The sequence below is a fragment of the Comamonas sp. JC664 genome (assembly GCF_042647185.1).
The window spans coordinates 14,332-33,946 of the sequence record NZ_JBHRUZ010000008.1 but is presented as its reverse complement, the minus strand read 5'-3'; the positions used below and the strand labels follow the sequence as shown (position 1 = coordinate 33,946).

Sequence of the window (19,615 nt, the reverse complement as noted above, 5' to 3'; positions counted from 1 at the left end):
GCCTGGGGCGAGAACGGCTACCGCGAAATCTCCAACTCCAAGCATGCGATCAAGACCCCTGCCGACATGAAGGGCCTCAAGATCGCGTGGTCGGCTCGCCGCTGTTTGTCGACACCTTCAGCGCGCTAGGCGCCAACCCCACGCAGATGAGCTGGGCCGATGCGCAGCCGGCGATGGCCAGCGGCGCCGTCGACGGCCAGGAAAACCCGGTGGCTGTCTACCAGGCGGCCAAGCTCAACACTGTGGGCCAGAAGTACCTGACCCTGTGGGGCTACATCAACGACCCGCTGATCTTTGTCGTGAACAAAGACATCTGGGCGAGCTGGAGCAAGGCCGACCAGGACATCGTACGCCAGGCCGCCATCGAAGCCGGCCAGGAAGAGATCGCCATTGCCCGCAAAGGCATGATCGAGGCGGGCAAGCCGCTGGTCAAGGAGCTGAGCGCCAATGGCGTCACCGTCACTGAGCTCAGCGCTGCCGAGCGCGAAGCCTTTGTGAAAGCCACCCGCCCGGTGTATGACAAATGGAAGCAGCAAGTGGGCGCCGACCTGGTGACCGCCGCCGAGAAAGCGATTGCGGCCCGCAAGCAGTAAGAGCAGCACCCTCCAAAAGCAAAACCACCGGGTTGCGCCGGTGGTTTTTTTGTGGGCGCTGCTACAGAGCACCCTGCGCACTGGCGCTAACGCACTGTGTTTATTCGATCTTGAAGCCGGTCGTCTTGACCACCTGCTTCCAGCGGTCGGTCTCGGCCTGGATCTCCTGCGCAAGCTCTCGGGGCTGGTCTTTACCGGGATGTAGTCGTACTGCTTGAGCTTGGCCAGCACATCGGGCATCTGCATGACCTTGTCGATGTTCTGCGACAGGGCCGCGACGATCTCCTTGGGGGTACCCTTGGGCGCGAGCAAGCCGGCCCAGGAGCTGAACTCCATGTCCTTGATGCCCAGCTCGACCAAGGTCGGCACATCGGGGAAGGACGCGGCGCGCTGGGGCAGCACCACGGCCAAGGCCTTGACCTTGCCGGCCTTGATCATCTCCACGGCAGCAAAGGAGTCGAACGAGAAATCCACCTCGCCGGAGACGACGGCCTGCATCTGCGGACTGGTGCCCTTGTACTGCGCATTGATGATCTGCGGCGCCTTGATCACCTGCTTGAACTGCTCGGTGATCAGGTTAATGATGGCGCTGCCCGACGAGGCCGTCAGCGGCTTGTCCTTGTTTTGCGCCAGCGCGATCAGCTCTTGCAGCGTGTTGGCGGGCAAATCCTTGCGGGCAATGATGATGAAGCCCACCGAGCAGACCTTGGCCACCGGCGCAAAGCTGGCGGCCGCCTCATAGGGCGCCTTGTAGATCACCGGGCTCAGCGTCTGGGCACCCGCGGTATTGAACAGCAAGGTGTATCCATCGGCCTGGGCGCGGGCCACTTCGCCGGTGCCGATCATGCCGTTGGCGCGCCCCGGTTGTCGATGACAAAGGAGGCCTTCATCAGCTCGCCCATCTTCTGCATCACCAGCCGGCCACCACATCGGTGGTGCCGCCTGCGGCAAACGGCACAATCACGCGCACGGGCTTGTTGGGATAGGCCGCTTGCGCCTGGGCCCACTGGGGCACGCTGGCGGCGCCCGCAGCGGCGGCGAGGGTGGTGAGGAAATGGCGGCGCGCAATCATGTCCATGCAATGTCTCCTGTGGCTGTCCTATTGTTGTCGGCCCATTGTGGGCAGCACCGCGCGGGCTGTCTAATACTTGCCAGCAATGCCACCATTCGCAGGCGCTATCGCGGCATGGTTGCACAGCGTGGACGGGCTGCTGCCCAGCAGGGGCTCCCGCCTGTCTCCCAGGCGTCTTGGCCAGGGCCCGCGCGGGCCTTGCCACGGCGCCAGCAACTGACGGCCTAACGAGCCGGCCATTAGTGCCGATATCAGCACTGCAACGGAGTCAAGGCATCCGCACGGCAGGGCATCACCGCCCCCCTGGGTGGCGCCCACCTGGCCGCTCATGCCCAAGGCGCTCTTGATAGATTTTTATAATAGTTTTTCTCTACTTTATCTCAAAAAAACATAGCCAATTTATACCCCTGGTAAATACCCTAATCTAGGGTTAACACCAGGGTTAGCTGTCACATATTTGTAAAAGTTCCAAGCTAATTCACATTGATTTCGGAACAATCAGTTTGATTTTTGGCTATTTATCGAAGATAGATACCAATATAAACTTCATTCCATCGTTAAACAAAAGCGGTATGGCCAGCAAACAAGTTGGCCGATACCGCAAAAGACGACGCGAGTCGACACCAGGCCGAACGCAATCCCAAAGGAAAGAAAAATGAACGCACGTATTTTCGCTATCGCCGCTACTCTCGCCCTGGGTGCTTCCGTTGCCCAAGCCAATCTTTTGAAGGCGACCAAGCCATCACCCCCAAGCGGCTGCGACCAGCGCGTGAGCCGCGCCGATGTGCAAGCCCAGCTGGCTGAAGCCCGCAAGACCAACACGATGATTGCCCAAGGCAACCAGTCGACCGTGAACGCCTACGAACTGGGCAAGGGCCAACTGAGCCGCGCCGAAGTGACCCAGGCTGCCCGCCAAGCGCTGGCCAACGGCTCGATCCTGGAAGGCGAATAAGCTTTTCCCCCTTGCCGGCAGCCACTGAGCCGGTAGGGCATCCACGGGACGGCGCACACACTCACCGCCCTTGGGAACAGGCCACTGCGATGCAGTGGCCTTTTTTGCGTCTGTGCGTTGGGGCTGCGGTGCTGGCACCCAGCGGCTTCCAGGCCGCTACCAGCGAGCAAGCCGCTCAGGTTCTATGATGCGGGAACCTCTCCACGTATCTGTCCTCTCACCGCCAGACAAACAGGTACCACGCGATATGCCCCATGCTTTCCTGCGCCGCTCGATAGGAGCGCTTTTTTTTACACTGCTGGCCCTCGTGCTGAGCGGCACGGCGCTGCATGCCCAGGCCCAGATCAAGCTCCAGATCGGCAGCGGCGCCAGCGCTCCCGCGATGGACACGGCCTCCGGCCCGCGTCGAGCAGCGTGGTGACCACGCGCGTGTGCGCGCAGAGCTGGTGGCACTGGCGCCGCAGGGCATCGAGCCGGGCAAAAGCATTGAACTGGGCCTGCTGCTGGACCACCAGCCCGACTGGCATACCTACTGGACCAATCCCGGCGACTCGGGCCTGCCCACGCAGTTGCAATGGCAGCTGCCGCCGGGCTGGGATGCCGGCGAAATCGCCTGGCCACGCCCCACCCGATTCGGGTCGGTACCCTCGTCAACTACGGCTATGAAGGCCAGGTGCTGCTGCCCGTTACCGTGCAGATCCCCAGCCATTTCTCGGCCGATGCGCGCGATGTGACGGTGCGCCTGCACGCGAACTGGCTGATCTGCCGCGTCGAGTGCATTCCTGAAGAAGGCCAGTTCAGCCTGACCATCCCGACCAAGAGCAGCACCGCGCTGCTGGCGGATAGCTTTGCAAAAGCCCATGCCCAGGCGCCGGTCGCACTGCAAGGCAGCAGCCAGGCCACGGTCGATGGCGAGACGCTGCAGCTGCGCGTCTCCGGCCTGCCCGCTGCTCTGCAGGGCCAGAGCCTGCAGGTACTCAGCGAGAGCCCCGACACCTTGCACCATGCGATGCAGGCCGGCAAGGATTTCCACCAGCAATGGCAAGGCGCGGACTGGACGGCCGTGGTGCCGCTGTCGGCCAACCGGGCCAGACGCCGCAAGACATTCCGCTGGTGCTGACCACCGACCAGCACCGCGCCGTCGATGGCGCCATCGGCTGGCGTACCGTGGCGCCCCTCAGCGGCCAATGGCAGGCCGCTGCCGTGGCCCAGGTCTCACCAGAGCTGGCCGCTGCGCTGGCCAAGAATGCCCAGGCATCCGCCCCCGCCGCGCCGGCCTCTTCGGGCAGCCTGTGGCTGGCGCTGCTGGGCGCGCTCATCGGCGGCCTGATCCTGAACCTGATGCCTGCGTGTTCCCGATCCTCGCGTTTAAGGTGCTGGGCTTTACCGCGCACGGCAGCCAGCTGCGCGAGCAGCGCCATGCCGGCCTGGCCTATACCGCGGGCGTGGTGCTGTCGTTCCTGGCCCTGGGCGCGCTGCTGCTGGCGCTGCGCTCGGCCGGCCAGCAGCTGGGCTGGGGTTTCCAGCTGCAGTCGCCGCTGGTCATTGCGGCGCTGGCGGCGCTCTTCACCGTGATCGGCCTCAACCTGGCGGGCATGTTCGAGTTTGGCAGCTTTGTACCCAGCAGCTTGGCGGGCAAGCAGGCCAAGAGCCCGATCAGCAATGCCTTTTTGAGCGGCGTGCTGGCCGTGGCCATTGCCTCGCCTGCAACCGCCCCGTTCATGGGCGCGTCGATGGGCCTGGCCGTGAGCCTGCCGGCCGCCGAGGCCCTGCTGGTGTTTGCCGCGCTGGGCCTGGGCATGGCCACCCCCTATCTGCTGGCCAGCTGGATCCCTGCGGTGGTGCGCTGGCTGCCGCGCCCGGGCGCCTGGATGGACACCTTCCGCCGTGCGATGGCCTTTCCGATGTTTGCCACCGTGGTCTGGCTGGTCTGGGTGCTGGGCCAGCAAAGCGGTATCGATGGCGCAGCCACCTTGCTGGCGATGCTGGTGCTGCTGGCCGCGCTCGTCTGGGCGCTGGGCCTGCAAGGGCGCGCGCGCTGGGGCTTTGCGGTGCTGTCGCTGGCCGGTGGCCTCTACCTGGCCACCGCCATGGGCCACAACCTGACCACGCCTGCCCCTGCGCCGGCCAACAGGCCAGCGGCGCGCTGTGGCAGCCTGGTCGGCGCAGAAGGTGGGCGAGATCAGTGCCACCGGCAAGCCGGTGTTTGTCGATTTCACCGCCGCCTGGTGCGTCACCTGCCAGTACAACAAGCGCACTACCCTGAGCGACAGCCAGGTGCTCGCCGCCTTCGAAGGCAAACAGGTGAGCTTGCTGCGCGCCGACTGGACCCGCCAGGACCCTGCCATCACGCAGGCGCTCAATCAGCTGGGCCGCAGCGGCGTGCCGGTCTATGTGCTGTATGCACCGGGCAAGGCGCCGCAGATCCTGTCCGAGGTGCTGAGCGTCAAGGAAGTGGTGGACGCGATCACACAGCTTTAAGACCTCTCCCAATGAGAAAAGCGCCGGTTGTGCCCGGCGCTTTTCGTTTCTGCAACGCAGAACAAGCTGCCGATCAGCGCCGCTGCGCCGCCAGCTTGCGCACCTCGCGCACCAGCTGGTCGACCTCGTCAAAGGTGTTGTAGAAGGCCAGCGAGGGCCGCACGGCGGTCTCGACCCCAAAGCGGCGCAGGATGGGCTGCGCGCAATGGTGGCCGGTGCGCACGGCAATGCCTTCGGCGTGAGCGCCTGGCCCACCTCGTCGGTGCTGTAGCCCTCCAGCGTAAATGCCAGCACGCTGGCCTTGCCCGGCACGGTGCCGATCAGGCGCAGCCCCGGGACGCGGGCCAGCTGCGCCATGCCATAGTCCACCAGCGCATGCTCGTAGCGGCTGATCTGCGCGATGCCGATGCGCTCCAATATTCGAGCGCCGCGCCCAGGCCCACCGCATCGGCGATGTTGCCGGTGCCCGCTTCAAAGGTATTGGGCAGCGGCTGGTAGACGGTTTTCTCAAAGGTCACATCGGCAATCATGTTGCCGCCGCCCTGCCAGGGCGGCATGGCCTCCAGCACCTCGCGCCGGCCCCAGAGCACACCAATGCCGGTGGGTGCAAAGATCTTGTGGCCTGAGAAGACAAAGAAATCCGCGCCCAGCTCCTGCACATCGACAGGGGTGTGCGCAATCGACTGCGCGCCATCAATCAAGGTCGTGATGCCCCGGCGCTTGGCGATCTCCACCACCTGCTTGACGGGCACCACTGTGCCCAGCACGTTGGAGACATGGCCGATGGCGACGATCTTGGTGCGGTCGTTGATCAGCTTCTGGTACTCATCGAGCCGGATCTGGCCCTGGTCGTCGACCGGTATCACCCGCAGCCGGGCGCCCTTGGCTGCGGCCAGCTGCTGCCAGGGGACGATGTTCGCATGGTGCTCCAGGTGGCTGATGATGATCTCATCGCCTTCGCCCACATTCGCCCCGCCCCAGGCCTTGGCCACCAGGTTGATGCCTCGGTGGTGCCGCGCACAAAGACCACCTCGCGCGCCTCGGGGGCGTTGATGAAGCGCCGCACTACCTCACGGGCATGCTCATAGGCATCGGTCGCCCGCGCGGCCAGCGTGTGGGCCGCGCGATGGATGTTCGAGTTCTCATGCGCATAGAAATGGCTGATGCGCTCGATCACCTGGCGCGGCTTGTGCGTGGTGGCCGCATTGTCCAGCCAGACCAGCGGCTTGCCGTTGACGCGCTCGGCCAGGATCGGGAAGTCGCACCGCACCGCCTGGATGTCAAAACCGGGATGGCGGTCCTGCTGCGCAGCCACAGGCGCCGCATCGGCATGCGGATGCGGCTTGGCTGGCGTGACAAAGCCACTGGGCAGCGGCACGGCATGCACAAAGTAGTACTGCGGCGCAGCGCCCGGCACCGGAGCGGGGTGGGCCTGGTGGCCCAGAGGCGCCACGTCGGCACCACGTGGCCCACGCAAATCGATGCCGTTCAGATGGCTATCGGGCGCAGTACGGCGGGCCTGGTCGGCCAGCGCCTGCAACGATGCACCACTGCTGTCCGCAGGTGCAGCTGCAGCTGACGGTGGCTCCAGAAAATAATAACAGCGCCAGGGGTAGAAGCAGAAACGGGTGCTGCCACCGCCTGGGATGCACTGGCTTGCGGTGCAGCCGCATGGGGCACCCCTTGCACCAACCCGCCCAGGCGCGGCTCATAGGCGGGCAGCGTGGCCAGCACGCTATCGGGCACCCCATTGCCGGCTGCGGCATGGGGCAGCAAGGCCGGGGCGCGGTGGGCCAGCGACAGCACGGTGTGGGCGATGCGGGCAAAAGGTTGCTGCCCGGCAGCACGCCGCAGGGATAGGGTGCCCGGCACGCTGGGCCCCAGGCCGCCGGGCTGGCCAGCGGCGAGCCCGGCGGAGCAATGTTCACCGGCGCCTGCACACCCGGCGGCAAGCCGGGCGCGCTGGGCCGCTCGGCAACAGCGCGGTGGCCAGCTGCGCGAGCAGCTCGGTGGAGATGGGCGCGCCCGATGGCTCGGGCAGGCCGGATACGGCGGAAACCATGGCGGCTCCTTTGCTCACTTGTAGGTATCGGGGTAGTCGTGGTACTTGTTGATCTCCACGTCATCGAGCACAGCCAATGCATCGGGCGTGTGCACCGCCAGCGAGCAGTACAGCGAGATCAGGTACGAGGCAATCGCATGGTTGTTGATGCCCATGAAGCGCACCGACAGGCCGGGCCCTGCTCGCCGGGCAGGCCGGGCTGGAACAGGCCAACAACGCCCTGGCGCTTGTCACCCACGCGCAGCAGCAGGATCTTGGATTTGCCGTCCGCCACCGGCACCTTGTCCGAGGGGATCAGCGGCACACCACGCCAGGTGATGAACTGCGAGCCAAACAGGCTGACCGTGGGCGGTGGCGTGCCGCGGCGCGTGGCCTCGCGGCCAAAGGCGGCAATGGTGAGCGGGTGGCCAGGAAAAATGCCGGCTCTTTCCAGACCTTGGTCAGCAGCTCATCGAGGTCATCGGGCGTGGGCGCGCCGGTCAGCGGGAAGATGCGCTGGTCTTCCGCCACCTGGGCCAGCAGGCCGTAGTCGGGGTTGTTGATCAGCTCGCTTTCCTGGTTCTCCTTGTGGTCTCGATGGTCAGGCGCAGCTGCTCCTTGATCTGGTCATGCGGGCTGCTGTAGAGGTCGGAGACCCGGGTGTGCACATCCAGCACGGTGCTGACGGCGTTGAGGAAGAACTCGCGCGGCTGCGCGTCGTACTCGACAAAGGTGCGCGGCAGCTGGTTCTCATGCGTCTTGGCGTGCAGGCCACCGGATGTCCTCGGGGTTTTTGACTTGGTTGAGGCGGTAAATACCCGCCTCGACCGGCACCCATTGCAGCAGATGCGTCAGCCAGCGCGGGCTGATCGTGGAAAGCTGGGGAACGGTCTTGGTGGCGTTGGCTAACTGCCGTGCAGCACTGTCGCCCAATGCGGTCGTGCCGCCTACATTCGCTGTCATATTTCTCTCCGGTTGCGCGTGTGAATGAACAGGAAAATCATCGCTGGCGGGCGCTGGCGCCTCAACCGCTATCGCCGCCAAGCGCCGCATGTGCTGCGCGCGCACCAGGTAGTGCTGGTGCAGCTCCTCGCCGCGCAGTACCAAGGTGGACTGGGGCACCTGCAGCGCCTGGGCCAGCTTGCCGATGGTGGCCAGCGACACTGCCACCTGGCCGCGCTCGACCTCACCGACATAGGAGCGGTTCAGATCGGCCTGCGCAGCCAGCTGCTCCTGCGACAGCCCATGGCCTCGCGCGAGCGGCGCACGGCCAGACCGAAATGGTGGGAGAAATCATTCATAGCGCAGCCTCCTCGGCGGGCAAGGCGGGCTCGCTCCGGGTGTGCTGTGCGAGGGTCTGCGCAGCGGCCTGCAGCGACGCTTGGGTCACATGGGCACCGGCGGCCACGCTCTGGGTCAGCCAAACATTGCCGCCAATGACGGCGCCAGCGCCCAGCGTGACCCTTCCCAGAATGTCGCACCCGCGTAGATCACCACGCCGTCCTCGACGATCGGGTGGCGCGGCTGGCCCTTTTGCAGATGGCCCTGCTCGGTCTGCACAAAGCGCTTGGCGCCCAGGGTGACGGCCTGGTAGATGCGCACCTTGCGGCCGATCACCGCCGTCTCGCCACCACCACGCCGGTGCCGTGGTCGATGAAAAAAGCCCTCGCCAACCTGCGCGCCGGGTGGATGTCGATGCCCGTCTCGCTGTGCGCGAGCTCGGCCACGATGCGGGCGAGCAGCGGCAGCTGCAGTGCATAGAGCTGGTGCGCAATGCGGTGGTGGATCAGCGCCAGCACGCCGGGGTAGCACAGCAGCACCTCGTCGACGGTGCGGGCAGCCGGGTCGCCCTCATAGGCGGCCTGCACATCGCTGTCGAGCAGGCGGCGAATGCCGGGCAAGGCGAGGGCAAACTGGCGCGTCAAGGCCAGGGCCTGCTCCTCGGTGCCCGCCGGGCTGCGCTGGGTGTAGCGCAGCTCCAGCGCAATCTGGGTCTGCAGCCGGTGCAAGGCGGCATCGAGCGCATGGGCGACATAAAAGTCCTCGCTCTCCTGCAGCAAATCGTGCGGGCCCAGCCGCATCGGGAACAGCACGCCTTTGAGAAGACCCAGGGTCTGGGCCAGCGCATCGCGCGAGGGAAACTCGCGCCCGCCGGGCTCCTGGCTGCGCTGGTGGGACTCGCGCCACTGGCGTCGCTGCTCGGCCAACTGTGCGGCCACTTCTTGGATGGGAAAAGGGGTGGTCATGGGTGCCTTCTTAGGGGTTCAACGCGCGCTCATGGAGAGGGTCAGGGTCTCAGTCCTGCACCCAGGGCAGCTGGTGGTAGCGCCAGCCATCGCCATGGCCGCGCTGCTGCAGCGCATCCAGCTCGCCTTCAAAACCCTCTTGCACATTGAAGACATGGCGAAAGCCCGCCGCTTCGGCCGCCTGGGCAGCCAGCACCGAGCGTTTGCCGCTGCGGCACAGCAGCAGCGCCACGGCGTCCTTGCCGCCGTGCGCGGCCAGGCGCGCTTCGAGCTCGCGCACAAAGCGCGGGTTGCGGGTCAGCGCCGTACCCGTCGCCCAGGGGACATGGATGCTGCCGGGCACATGGCCGACAAAATGGCGCTCCTCGGCCGAGCGCACATCGACCAGCACCGCCAGCTGCTGCTGCACCAGTTGCCAGGCCGCCACCGGCGGCACGCTGCCGGCATAGCCCAACGCCTGCTCCTGCGCCGCTCTCCAGGCTGCCTCCAGTACATCGGGCAGCTGATATCGGTTGTTGTCATAAAACGCCTCTAAGGTCAAATGGATGGGGATAGCCACCAATTTAGGCCGCTGGACGCCGTTGGAACAGAATATAAATGCGCTTGTACATGCGTTTTTCACATATACGAGGCCCACCGCCGCGGCCTGCGCCTATAGATCTATGTGCTGAATAAGGCTATATTGAAACCAGGGTTAAGCAGTGGACTGCTGCCATTCAGCCAAGGTCTGCTGTGCACCTCTGCTGCCGCAGTGCAACAGGCCAAGTGCTGCGGTCCTTCCTCAAAACAGGGCTGCAATGCCCGCTGTTGGCACCCTGCACGGTGCTGGCAACCGGCAATGACAGCCTCCTATAGGAGACAAAGATGGCTGTCATTACCCATTCCCATGATCTGCATTCGTCCACCCAGGCCGGAGCCCCCACCAGCGCCATGTCAGCGCCAAACGCGTGTGTCTGGGGATCGTGCTGCTGTGCGTGGCCATCGCCGCGCTGGCCCTGCCGCTGGTGCGCGACGGACTGCAGCTGATCCAGACCCAGCTGCACTGGCCCGCGCTGTCTGGCTGGCTCGCCCAGGCGCCCATGGCCAGCTGGCTGATGATGTTTGTCTGGGGTGCGCTGGTGCCGCTGTCCTTGATCGCGATGCTGCGCCACCACCGCAATGCGCTGGGTGTCGTCGTCGCGCTGGCCTTTGCCGCCGTGGCCGTCGTCTGGTATGTGCACATGCCCGCCCAATCGGGTGCGCCGCGCAGTACAAGGACAGCATCTGGTGCTCGGTCATCGCCTGGGGCTACAGCCTGAGCCTGGTATCAGCAACGCCGTCTACCTGTTTGCCCTGGTGATGGCCTTGCTCGGCGGCATCAGTGTGGCCGCGATTCCTGAGGACGATGAAGAAGACACGGGGCCCCAAGCGGGCCGCCCATGACAAGTTGAAGTGAGGGGCTCTCAAGGTCCAGCAAACCGCAGGTTTGCGGAGGAGACCAGGCGCCGCGCCGCAGGCAGTACAAAAGTACGACCAGGCGCCGCAACGGCCTCTCAAGGGCTTTGTGAATCCCTCAGCGCTGGGGCATGTCGGCGTCGGTGTAGCACAGGCTCACCGTCGCATCGCCCGGTATCGGCGGCATGCTGGCGTTCCAGGCTTCCCAGGCGGCCACCATCGCTTGCAGGCGCTCGGGCAGCACGCTGGCCAGGTTGGCGCGCTCGCGCTCATCGGCGTGCAGGTTGAACAAATAGTCCACGCCATCGACCCGCAGGTATTTCCAGTCGCCATCGCGCATCGCGCGCTGGCCCCGGTGGTTCATGCGCCAGAACAGGGCTGATCCTGGTGCCAGGCCGGGTCCTGCAGCAGCGGCAGCAGCGACTGCCCATCCCAGGGGTAGCCGGCAGCGGGCTGGGCCCCGCCAATGTCCAGCATCGTGGCGCTCCAATCCATCGTCATGCAGGTCTGGCGGCTCTCGCCCGCAGGGGCGATGACGCGTGGCCAATGGGCCACCCAGGGCACGCGGATGCCGCCCTCGGTCAGGTCCATCTTGCCGCCCACCAGCGCCAGTTGTCCGAGAAGCGCTCGCCGCCGTTGTCGCTGGTGAACACGATCAGCGTGTCGTCTGCCAGCCCATGCGCTTGCAGGCGCTCCACCAGGCGGCCAATGCCTTCGTCCATGTGGTGAATCATGCGCTGGTAGCTCTCGATATTGCCGCCATGCAGGTGGTAGATGGCCTGCTTGTTCTCCACCAGCTCGCGCGACAATGCCTCGTCGTCCCGGGTCTCCCAGGCCAGTGCGGGGCGGTGTAGTGCACGCTCAAAAAGAAGGGTGTGTCCTGCTGCGCACCGGCTGCCATGCGGTCGATATAGTCCACCGCATAGTCGCTGATCAGGTCGGTCAGGTAGCCCGGCTGCGCGCGCTCGGCCTCGCCAAACCAGAGGTCATGCTGGCATTGGCACCGCAGTGGCTGAAGTAATCCACGCCGCCCGACATGGGCCCAAAGAACTCCTCATAGCCCGATTGGAGCGGGCTGAAATGCGGCGGGTAGCCCAGGTGCCACTTGCCCATCAAGGCGGTGCGGTAGCCTGCTTCTCGCAGCAGCGATGGCAAGGTCGGGTGGCTGGGCGGCAGGCCCAGGTCAGGGTTGCCGCGCGTGGCGGTGCGGATCGGCTCCTCGGCCGCGCCGCGCAGGCGGTACTGGTAGCGCGCCGTCATCAGCGCAAAGCGCGTGGGCGAGCAGACCGGCGAGTTGGAATAGCCTTGCGTGAGCTTGAGGCCCCCGGCAGCGAGCGCATCGATATGCGGCGACACGGCGCCAAATCGGGCGTTGCGGCCGCCATAGCAGCCCAGATCGGCGTAGCCCAGGTCATCGGCCACGATAAAGATGATGTTCGGTCGTTTCAACACGGGGTCTCACTCACAGTCATGGCGGGCCGGCACCCGGTGGGCGCGCGGCCTGCGTCTGGCATGTCAAGGGGCAACAGATCAGGGCTTGTAGCCCGAGGCCTGGATCACTGGGACCCACTGCTTTTGTAGGCCTGCAGCGCCTTGGCGGTCTGCTCGGCGGTGCTGGCCACCGGGTCCAGGTAGTTGGTCGCAAACTGTTTGTGCACATCCGGGTCCTGCATCAGCTTGTGGATGGCGGCAGCGTAGCGCTGCACCTGCGCGGCGGGCATGGACTTGGGCGCAAAGAAGGTGTTCCAGCCAGCGGCAGACAGGTTCACGCCGGCCTCCTTCAAGGTCGGCACATCGGGCACGGCGGCGTTGCGGGCATCGCCACTGACGGCCAGCAGGCGCAGCTTGCCCGCCTGGTGCTGCTGCACCAGCGTGTCGAGCGTATCAACGGCGACCGGCACCTGGCCGCCCCATCAGATCGGTGAGCAGCGGGGCCGAGCCCTTGTAGCCCACCGCCTCGGCTTCGACGCCGGCTTGCTGGCCAAGCATCAGCGCAAAGAAGTGCGGCAGGCTGCCAGTGGCAGGCACGCCGATATTGGCCTTGGCCGGGTTGGCCTTGAGCCAGGCGAGCAGGTGCTGCATTTCCCTGACCGCACGGCGCTGGACACCGCCACGCCAAACACATAGCGGTTGACCTCGCTGACCGGCACAAAATCCTGCTCGGCGTCATAGCCCAGATTGCTCACCACCAGCGGCGCCACCACCATGACGGCGGGGTTGGCCAGCATCAGCACCGGCTGGTTGGCCGGCGCATTCTTCACAAACTGCGCAGCCACGCGGCCGCCGGCGCCCACCTTGTTGTCCACAATCACGGTGCTGCCCAGGCTGGCCTGCAGCTTGTCGGCCACGATGCGCGCAACGCGGTCCGTCGCGCCACCGGGCGGGTAGCCCACGATGATGCGCAGCACCCCGTCCTGGGCCTGCGCGGGCAAGGCCCAGAGCGACGAGGTGGTGGCCAGCACCGAGGCAGCCATGGCTGCGGACTGCCGAGAAAATGACGACGTTGAACCATGGGGAGAGTCTCCGATGCTTATGAACAAGCCGCATGACGGCCGATGCCCTCTATGTTGCCGCGTTTGATCTAGCCCAAAGGCATAAGCTTTTTCAGCCTCCGCACATGCGCCCGCGCAGCATGCCTGCACTGTAGAAAACCAGGGCACAATTGTTCTAATCAACCATCGCCCGGATTTACCCGCAGTGCGCCCAACCCCCTTGCCGATCCGCAGCAGCCCAGCGACCTGCTGCTCTACCGCCTGGCCAAGCTCACTGCGTCGGCGGGCCGGCTGGTGACGCGGTTGTGCGAGCGCCACTACGGCATCACCGGCGCGAATGGGGCGTGCTGATGTGGCTGGCGCGCCAGCCCGGTCTGCAGCCTTCGCAACTGGCCGATCTGCTCGAGCTTGACCGGGCCCGCATCTCGCGCGCGATCGCCTCGATGCAGGCCAAGGGCCTGCTGCACAAATTCACCGAGACAGGCAACGGCGCCGCGCAGCGCTGCAACTGAGCCCTGCCGGCCAGCGCCTGCATGATGCGCTGCTGCCCCAGGTGCGGCGCATCAACACCGACCTGGTGGCCGCGCTCGATGCCGATGCGCTGGCGCAATTGGACCAGAGCCTGCACCAGCTGCAGCAGCAGGCCAACCGGTCCGCGCAGGACGAGGCCAGCGATGCGGCCTTTCCGCCGCGCCAGTCCGGCCACCGCCAAAACCACCTGGGCTGAGCCACCGCCGGGGGGCGATCTGCGCGGACTTTGCTCCATACCCTACCCGGGCAAACCGGCATCGCTGCCCAGGCATCGGCAACTGCGCGACAATCCCTGCCCATGAGCACGACATTTGCACCGCTGAGCAACGACACCTTCTTGCGCGCCTGCCGCCGCCAGGCCACCGACTACACCCCGCTGTGGCTGATGCGCCAAGCCGGGCGCTACCTGCCCGAGTACAAGGCCACGCGCGCGCGCGCCGGCAGCTTCATGGGGCTGGCAACGAATGTGGACTACGCCACCGAGGTGACCTTGCAGCCGCTCGAGCGCTTTGCGCTCGATGCTGCGATCCTCTTTAGCGACATCCTGACGGTGCCCGATGCGATGGGCCTGGGCCTGTCGTTTGCCGAAGGCGAAGGCCCGCGCTTTGCCCAGGTGGTGCGCGACGAGGCCGCCGTGCAGGCGCTGGCCGTGCCCGACATGGACAAGCTGCGCTATGTGTTCGACGCGGTGACCAGCATCCGCCGTGCGCTGGGTGGCCGTGTGCCGCTGATCGGTTTTTCCGGCAGCCCCTGGACCCTCGCCTGCTACATGGTCGAAGGCAAGGGCAGCGATGACTACCGCCAGGTCAAGTCGCTGATGTACAGCCGCCCCGATCTGATGCACCGCATCCTGGAGGTGAATGCCGACAGCGTGGCCGCCTACCTCAACGCCCAGATCGATGCCGGCGCGCAGGCCGTGATGATTTTTGACAGCTGGGGCGGTGTGCTGGCCGATGGCGCCTTCCAGCAGTTCAGCCTGGCCTACACCAGGCGCGTGCTCAGCCAGCTCAAGCGCACCGGCGTGGACGGTACCGATGTGCCCCGCATCGTGTTCACCAAGGGTGGCGGCATCTGGCTGCCCGAGATGCGCGATCTCGACTGCGAGGTGCTGGGCCTCGATTGGACCGCCAACCTCGGCAAGGCCCGTGCCATCATCGGCGGCGAAGTCGGCGGCCCGGGCAAGGCGCTGCAAGGCAATATCGACCCCAATGTGCTGTTTGCCCCGCCCGAGCGCATTGCCGAGCAGGTGCGCCATGTGCTCGAGAGCTTTGGCACGCCCCATACCGACACCAGCCGCCCCGGCCCCACGCATATCTTCAACCTGGGCCATGGCATCAGCCAGTTCACACCGCCCGAGCATGTGGCCGCGCTGGTCGAAGCGGTGCACAGCCAGTCGCGTGCGATGCGTGCTTGATCGAGGCGGCTGAGCGCTGCGATATCGCCCAAGCAAAAGCCCTGCCGTTTTACATGGCAGGGCTTTTCATGGGGCAGAGCACGTCGCTTCTCAGCCCTGCGGCGGCCGATTCGCGATGGTCTGCAGCAAGTGCTCGATGCACTGGACCATGCTGGCGTGTTGCTGCGCCTCTTCGGAGGGGCACAGCGCCGTCTCGGCATCCGGCCCACCGGGCACGGAGACCCAGTGCAGGCGTGCGCCCAGGCTGGCGGCGGCCTGCAGCAAGCTGGCGCTGCGGGCGATCACCGCGACCTTGCCCGCTTCCATGTTGAAGCGGTCCAGGATCTGGCGCAGCAGCGTGGCCTGGGCATCCAGGCAGTCGCAGTGGTCATCGGGCGGATGGGGACAGAAGAACACCGCATCGACCTTGGCGCCGACGGTGGCCAGCTCCTTGTACATCTGGCGGTGGTAGTCATTGAGTGCGGCGCAGTCGTAGAGACCCCGGCCCAGACCGGGCTGGTTGGCCACCAGCACCACATGCCAGCCAGACAGGTTGAGCCGGGCGATGCTGATCGCCGCATCGGGCATGCTCTGCCAGTCCTGGTGGCCGCTCAGCTGGCCCAGCACCGGCTGGCCAACAATACCGTCACGCTCGAGAATCGCAAGTTTCATCACAGGCTCCCTCCGAAGACAGGCTGGGGCACGCGGCCCTGGCGGGCGGCAGCCATGCACGATGGCTGCGCGCCCATCCAGCTTATCAGGCAGCGACCAGGCGCGACAGATCGGCGATGCGGTTCATCGCCTCATGCAGGGTCGCCAGCAGGCCCAGGCGGTTGGCCTTGAGCGCCGGGTGTTCGGCATTGACCATCACATGCTCAAAGAAGGCATCGACCGGCGTGCGCAACGCCGCCAGGGTCTGCAGGCTGGCGGTGTAATCGCCTTCGGCAAACTGGGCATCAGCCTTGGGTGCGACGGTCTGCAGCGCGGCAAACAGGTCCTTCTCGGCCTGTTCTTGCAGCAGGGCTTCGTCCACGCGGGCGCGTACCGGGCCATCGGCCTTCTTCAGGATATTGCCCACGCGCTTGTTGGCAGCGGCCAGCGCCGGTGCCTCGGGCAGCGCGGCAAAGGCACGCACCGCTTCCAGGCGCTTTTGCACATCGGCCAGGCGCTGGGGGCGGTAGGCCAGCACGGCCTCCACTTCCTGGGCGCCAAAGCCTTGCTCACGCAGGCTGCCGGCCAGGCGGTCATAGATGAAGTCGGACAGCGCTGCGCTCGCGTCTTCGATCTTGTCGCCAAAGGCGGGCAAGGTGCTGACCAGCAAGGTGTCCAGGTCCAGCGGCAGGTCCTTTTCGACCAGCATGCGGATGACGCCCAGCGCATGGCGGCGCAGCGCAAACGGGTCGCGGTCGCCGGTGGGCAGGTTGCCGATGCCGAACATGCCCACCAGGGTTTCGAGCTTGTCGGCCAGCGCGACGATCACGCCCACCTCGCCGCGTGGCAGCACATCGCCGGCAAAGCGCGGCTTATAGTGGTCTTCGATCGCATCGGCCACTGCGGCATCGAGCTGGTCGTTGAGCGCGTAGTAGCGGCCCATCGTGCCCTGCAGTTCTGGGAACTCACCCACCATGTCGGTGATCAGGTCGGTCTTGGCCAGCTGGGCGGCCTGGTCCACCTGCTTGCCCAGTTGGGTGGCGCCCAACTGCTGCGCAATGCTCTTGGCAATGGCACGCACGCGCTGCACGCGCTCACCCTGGGTGCCCAGCTTGTTGTGGTAGACCACCTTGTCCAGCGCCTCGACGCGCGAGGCCAGGGTCTTCTTGCGGTCCTGGTCAAAGAAGAACTTGGCATCGGCCAGGCGCGGGCGCACCACGCGCTCATTGCCACCAGTCACGGCCGATGCGTCAGCGGGGCTGATGTTGCTCACCACCAGGAACTGGTTGGTCAGCGCGCCATCGGCAGCGAGCAGCGGGAAGTACTTCTGGTTGGCCTTCATCGTCAGGATCAGGCACTCCTGCGGCACACCCAGGAATTCCTTCTCGAACGCGCAGACCAGCACATGGGGGCGCTCGACCAGCGCAGTCACTTCATCGAGCAGTGCTTCGTCGTCGATCGGCTTGACGCCGCCGCCCACGCGCTCGGCCGCTGCCTGCAGCTGGCGCACGATCTCGGCCTTGCGCTCGTCAAAGCTGGCAATCACCGCGCCCTGCTCGGCCAGGGTCTTGGCGTAGCTGTCGGCATCAGTGATCACCAGCGGATCGACCAGCGCTTCAAAGCGGTGGCCGTGCGTGGTGTTGCCGGCCTTCAGACCCAGCGCTTCGATCGACAGCAGCACCTCGGTGCCGTGCAGGGCCACCAGGCCATGCGCCGGGCGCACAAACTGCACGCTGCTCCAGCCGGGCAATTCGCAGTTGCCTTCGAGCTGGTAGGTCATGACCTTGGGGATGGGCAGCTTGGCGATGCTCTCGGTCAGCGCCTTTTGCAGGCCTTCGGCCAGGCTGACGCCAGCGGCCGTGCTGTCGTAGAACAGCGCTTCGGCCTTGCCGTCCTGGGCCCGCTTGAGCTGCGGCACCACCGAGGCATCGGCGCCCAGCGCGGCCAGCTTCTTGAGCAGGGCCGGCGTTGGCTGGCCATCGGCCGACAGGCCGACTGCCACGGGCATCAGCTTTTGCGACACCTGCTTGTCAGCGGCGCGCGGCAGCACGTCGGTGATCAGCGCGGCCAGGCGGCGCGGCGAGGCATAGGCCGTCAGCTGCGAGCCGTCACCGGCCAGGCCCTGCGCGCGCAGTTGCTGCAGCAGCACCTGGGCAAAGGCATCGCCCAGCTTTTTGAGCGCCTTGGGAGGCAGCTCTTCAACAAACAGTTCAACCAGAAGATTGGGAGAGGAAGTCATCAGGATTTCCGGGTATGGCGCAGCGCGAAGATGGACAGGCCCAGGGTCAGCAGCGGGAACCATACGTTGTAGAGTTCACTGACCAGGACCTGCACACCGCGCTGCGAGAAAAAGCGGTCTGCAGCAATGGGCGAGACGGCAATCGGTCGCCAAGGGCTGAAAAAACGTTCGGAGCTCAAAGGCCACAGCAGGGCAATGCCGCTGCCGCCGCTGGTCATCATGTCCAGCAAGGGGTGCGACAAGGTGCAGAAAAACACCCAGGCAAAGCCGGCCAGGCGCGGCACCTTCCACCAGCGCGCCAGCCATAGGCCCAGCAGGCCCATCAGCAGTGCAAACAAGGCCGTGTGGGTGATGCCACGGTGGGCCCAGATGCCGCTGCCGGCGCTGCCGAACTGGTAGGGAATGCCGTCGAAATCAGGCGCAATCGCGGCCAGCGCGCCCACCAGCAGCATGCTGGGCGGCACACGGCGGCTGCCCAGCGCCAGCGCTGCGGCGACCGGTACGGCGACATGCGTGAAGATCGTGGGCATGGGCAGCGCGGCGGGGGTGTTTAGGCGGCAGCCTTCGGGGGGATCTGCGCGACCCACTCGCGCGGAGCCATCGGAAAGCCCAGGCGCTCGCGGCTGTCGTAGTAGCTCTGCGCCACGGCGCGCGCGAGGTTGCGGATGCGGCCGATGTAGGCCGCCCGCTCGGTCACGCTGATCGCGCCACGCGCATCGAGCAGGTTGAAGGTGTGGCCGGCCTTGAGCACTTGCTCATAGGCGGGCAAGGCCAGCTGCTGCTCCATCAGGAGCTTGGCCTGCTTTTCATGGGCGCCAAAGGCCTGGAACAGGAACTCCGCATCGGAATGCTCGAAGTTGTAGGTGGACTGCTCGACCTCGTTTTGGTGGTAGACATCGCCATAGGTCAGGCCATCGGTCCACTGCAGGTTGTAGACGTTGTCCACGCCTTGCAGGTACATCGCCAGGCGCTCCAGGCCGTAGGTGATCTCGCCGGTCGCGGGCTTGCAGTCGATGCCGCCCACTTGCTGGAAATAGGTGAACTGTGTCACTTCCATGCCGTTGAGCCAGACTTCCCAGCCCAGGCCCCAGGCGCCCAGGGTCGGGTTTTCCCAGTCGTCTTCGACAAAGCGGATGTCGTTTTTCTTCAGGTCAAAACCCAGCGCTTCGAGCGAGCCCAGGTACAGATCGAGAATGTTGGCAGGCGCGGGCTTGAGCACCACCTGGAACTGGTAGTAGTGCTGCAGGCGGTTGGGGTTCTCGCCATAGCGGCCATCCTTGGGGCGGCGGCTGGGCTGCACATAGGCCGCTTTCCAGGGCTCGGGGCCGATGGCGCGCAGGAAGGTGGCGGTGTGCGAGGTACCTGCACCCACCTCCATGTCATAAGGTTGCAATAGCGCGCAGCCCTGGTCGGCCCAGTACTGCTGCAGCTTCAAAATGATTTGTTGGAAATTCAACATGGAGAGTCTGGTGGTGGACGCAGCCTGCTGC

Annotated in this window: 15 protein-coding genes and 8 pseudogenes; 9 read left to right on the top strand and 14 right to left on the bottom strand. The window is 65.7% G+C overall.

Annotated features, from left to right (window positions below; genetic code table 11):
* Positions 1-593, top strand: a pseudogene (gene dctP, locus ACFODQ_RS01525) (TRAP transporter substrate-binding protein DctP); the annotation flags it as partial.
* 240 nt (positions 594-833) lie between these two features.
* On the opposite strand, the pseudogene ACFODQ_RS01520 reads toward dctP, so the two are convergent.
* A pseudogene (locus ACFODQ_RS01520) lies at positions 834-1,439 on the bottom strand (tripartite tricarboxylate transporter substrate binding protein); the annotation flags it as partial.
* 64 nt (positions 1,440-1,503) lie between these two features.
* Positions 1,504-1,671, bottom strand: coding sequence for a twin-arginine translocation signal domain-containing protein (locus tag ACFODQ_RS01515; protein ID WP_377014642.1), 168 nt, complete (start codon positions 1,669-1,671; stop codon positions 1,504-1,506).
* Positions 1,672-2,389: 718 nt separating this feature from the next.
* Here ACFODQ_RS01515 and ACFODQ_RS01510 point away from each other — a divergent pair.
* From ACFODQ_RS01510 to ACFODQ_RS01500, 3 genes and pseudogenes are all read left to right on the top strand, one after another.
* Positions 2,390-2,617, top strand: coding sequence for a hypothetical protein (locus ACFODQ_RS01510; protein WP_377014640.1), 228 nt, complete (start codon positions 2,390-2,392; stop codon positions 2,615-2,617).
* A 247-nt stretch (positions 2,618-2,864) separates the two neighbouring features.
* Positions 2,865-3,038, top strand: a complete 174-nt coding sequence (locus ACFODQ_RS01505; RefSeq protein WP_377014638.1) for a hypothetical protein — start codon at positions 2,865-2,867, stop codon at positions 3,036-3,038.
* A gap of 10 nt (positions 3,039-3,048) precedes the next feature.
* Positions 3,049-5,098, top strand: a pseudogene (locus ACFODQ_RS01500) (protein-disulfide reductase DsbD family protein); the annotation flags it as partial.
* Between the two features lie 73 nt (positions 5,099-5,171).
* Here ACFODQ_RS01500 and ACFODQ_RS01495 read toward each other — a convergent pair.
* From ACFODQ_RS01495 to ACFODQ_RS01470, 6 genes and pseudogenes are all read right to left on the bottom strand, one after another.
* A pseudogene (locus ACFODQ_RS01495) lies at positions 5,172-6,275 on the bottom strand (SufS family cysteine desulfurase).
* Positions 6,276-6,586: 311 nt separating this feature from the next.
* The gene (locus tag ACFODQ_RS01490) at positions 6,587-6,970 is read right to left on the bottom strand and encodes a hypothetical protein (protein WP_377014636.1); all 384 of its coding nucleotides are present in this window, start codon (positions 6,968-6,970) and stop codon (positions 6,587-6,589) included.
* A 52-nt stretch (positions 6,971-7,022) separates the two neighbouring features.
* The gene (locus ACFODQ_RS01485) at positions 7,023-7,160 is read right to left on the bottom strand and encodes a hypothetical protein (protein ID WP_377014634.1); all 138 of its coding nucleotides are present in this window, start codon (positions 7,158-7,160) and stop codon (positions 7,023-7,025) included.
* Positions 7,161-7,174: 14 nt separating this feature from the next.
* A pseudogene (locus ACFODQ_RS01480) lies at positions 7,175-8,102 on the bottom strand (family 2A encapsulin nanocompartment shell protein).
* 334 nt (positions 8,103-8,436) lie between these two features.
* Positions 8,437-9,385, bottom strand: a pseudogene (locus ACFODQ_RS01475) (serine O-acetyltransferase).
* A 49-nt stretch (positions 9,386-9,434) separates the two neighbouring features.
* On the bottom strand, positions 9,435-9,887 hold the full coding sequence (locus ACFODQ_RS01470) for a rhodanese-like domain-containing protein (RefSeq protein WP_377014646.1): 453 nt from the start codon (positions 9,885-9,887) through the stop codon (positions 9,435-9,437).
* A gap of 445 nt (positions 9,888-10,332) precedes the next feature.
* Between ACFODQ_RS01470 and ACFODQ_RS01465 the strand changes: the two genes are divergently transcribed.
* Positions 10,333-10,683 carry a hypothetical protein gene (locus tag ACFODQ_RS01465; protein WP_377014632.1) on the top strand — a complete coding sequence of 117 codons (351 nt, stop codon included), beginning with the start codon at positions 10,333-10,335 and terminating at the stop codon, positions 10,681-10,683.
* A complete protein-coding gene (locus ACFODQ_RS01460) occupies positions 10,652-10,807 on the top strand; it encodes a hypothetical protein (RefSeq protein WP_377014630.1) in 156 nt (51 codons plus the stop codon). Before ACFODQ_RS01465 ends, ACFODQ_RS01460 begins: the two co-directional genes overlap by 32 nt.
* Before the next feature lie 130 nt (positions 10,808-10,937).
* Here the strand turns inward: ACFODQ_RS01460 and ACFODQ_RS01455 are convergent.
* Positions 10,938-12,268 (bottom strand): annotated as a pseudogene (locus ACFODQ_RS01455) (sulfatase).
* Between the two features lie 81 nt (positions 12,269-12,349).
* A pseudogene (locus tag ACFODQ_RS01450) lies at positions 12,350-13,293 on the bottom strand (Bug family tripartite tricarboxylate transporter substrate binding protein).
* 368 nt (positions 13,294-13,661) lie between these two features.
* Between ACFODQ_RS01450 and ACFODQ_RS01445 the strand changes: the two are divergent.
* The 3 genes from ACFODQ_RS01445 (at position 13,662) to hemE (ending at position 15,256) form a co-directional block, all read left to right on the top strand.
* Positions 13,662-13,823 carry a MarR family transcriptional regulator gene (locus ACFODQ_RS01445; protein ID WP_377014628.1) on the top strand — a complete coding sequence of 54 codons (162 nt, stop codon included), beginning with the start codon at positions 13,662-13,664 and terminating at the stop codon, positions 13,821-13,823.
* Between the two features lie 41 nt (positions 13,824-13,864).
* Complete coding sequence (locus tag ACFODQ_RS01440; RefSeq protein ID WP_377014626.1) at positions 13,865-14,038, top strand: hypothetical protein; 174 nt, start codon at positions 13,865-13,867, stop codon at positions 14,036-14,038.
* A 102-nt stretch (positions 14,039-14,140) separates the two neighbouring features.
* Positions 14,141-15,256, top strand: a complete 1,116-nt coding sequence (gene hemE, locus ACFODQ_RS01435; RefSeq protein WP_377014624.1) for a uroporphyrinogen decarboxylase — start codon at positions 14,141-14,143, stop codon at positions 15,254-15,256.
* A gap of 90 nt (positions 15,257-15,346) precedes the next feature.
* Here hemE and ACFODQ_RS01430 read toward each other — a convergent pair whose 3' ends face one another.
* The 4 genes from ACFODQ_RS01430 to glyQ form a co-directional block, all read right to left on the bottom strand.
* Entirely contained in the window at positions 15,347-15,907 is a 561-nt protein-coding gene (locus tag ACFODQ_RS01430) for a histidinol phosphate phosphatase (RefSeq protein WP_116926621.1), read from the bottom strand.
* Between the two features lie 85 nt (positions 15,908-15,992).
* A complete protein-coding gene (glyS, locus tag ACFODQ_RS01425) occupies positions 15,993-18,125 on the bottom strand; it encodes a glycine--tRNA ligase subunit beta (RefSeq protein ID WP_260718803.1) in 2,133 nt (710 codons plus the stop codon).
* On the bottom strand, positions 18,125-18,655 hold the full coding sequence (locus ACFODQ_RS01420) for a metal-dependent hydrolase (protein WP_116926623.1): 531 nt from the start codon (positions 18,653-18,655) through the stop codon (positions 18,125-18,127). The genes glyS and ACFODQ_RS01420 overlap by 1 nt, the downstream gene beginning before the upstream one ends.
* Before the next feature lie 20 nt (positions 18,656-18,675).
* Positions 18,676-19,584: a glycine--tRNA ligase subunit alpha gene (glyQ, locus tag ACFODQ_RS01415; protein WP_116926715.1), complete on the bottom strand. Its 909-nt coding sequence runs from the start codon at positions 19,582-19,584 to the stop codon at positions 18,676-18,678.
* Positions 19,585-19,615 lie beyond the last annotated feature (31 nt).

Excerpts from the sequence above, each read along its gene's own strand:
- ACFODQ_RS01515 (WP_377014642.1), bottom strand. The coding sequence starts at position 1,671 with ATGGACATGATTGCGCGCCGCCATTTCCTCACCACCCTCGCCGCCGCT.
- ACFODQ_RS01505 (WP_377014638.1), top strand. The coding sequence starts at position 2,865 with ATGCCCCATGCTTTCCTGCGCCGCTCGATAGGAGCGCTTTTTTTTACA.
- ACFODQ_RS01485 (WP_377014634.1), bottom strand. The coding sequence starts at position 7,160 with ATGGTTTCCGCCGTATCCGGCCTGCCCGAGCCATCGGGCGCGCCCATC.
- ACFODQ_RS01445 (WP_377014628.1), top strand. The coding sequence starts at position 13,662 with ATGTGGCTGGCGCGCCAGCCCGGTCTGCAGCCTTCGCAACTGGCCGAT.
- hemE (WP_377014624.1), top strand. The coding sequence starts at position 14,141 with ATGAGCACGACATTTGCACCGCTGAGCAACGACACCTTCTTGCGCGCC.
- ACFODQ_RS01430 (WP_116926621.1), bottom strand. The coding sequence starts at position 15,907 with ATGAAACTTGCGATTCTCGAGCGTGACGGTATTGTTGGCCAGCCGGTG.
- glyS (WP_260718803.1), bottom strand. The coding sequence starts at position 18,125 with ATGACTTCCTCTCCCAATCTTCTGGTTGAACTGTTTGTTGAAGAGCTG.
- ACFODQ_RS01420 (WP_116926623.1), bottom strand. The coding sequence starts at position 18,655 with ATGCCCACGATCTTCACGCATGTCGCCGTACCGGTCGCCGCAGCGCTG.
- glyQ (WP_116926715.1), bottom strand. The coding sequence starts at position 19,584 with ATGTTGAATTTCCAACAAATCATTTTGAAGCTGCAGCAGTACTGGGCC.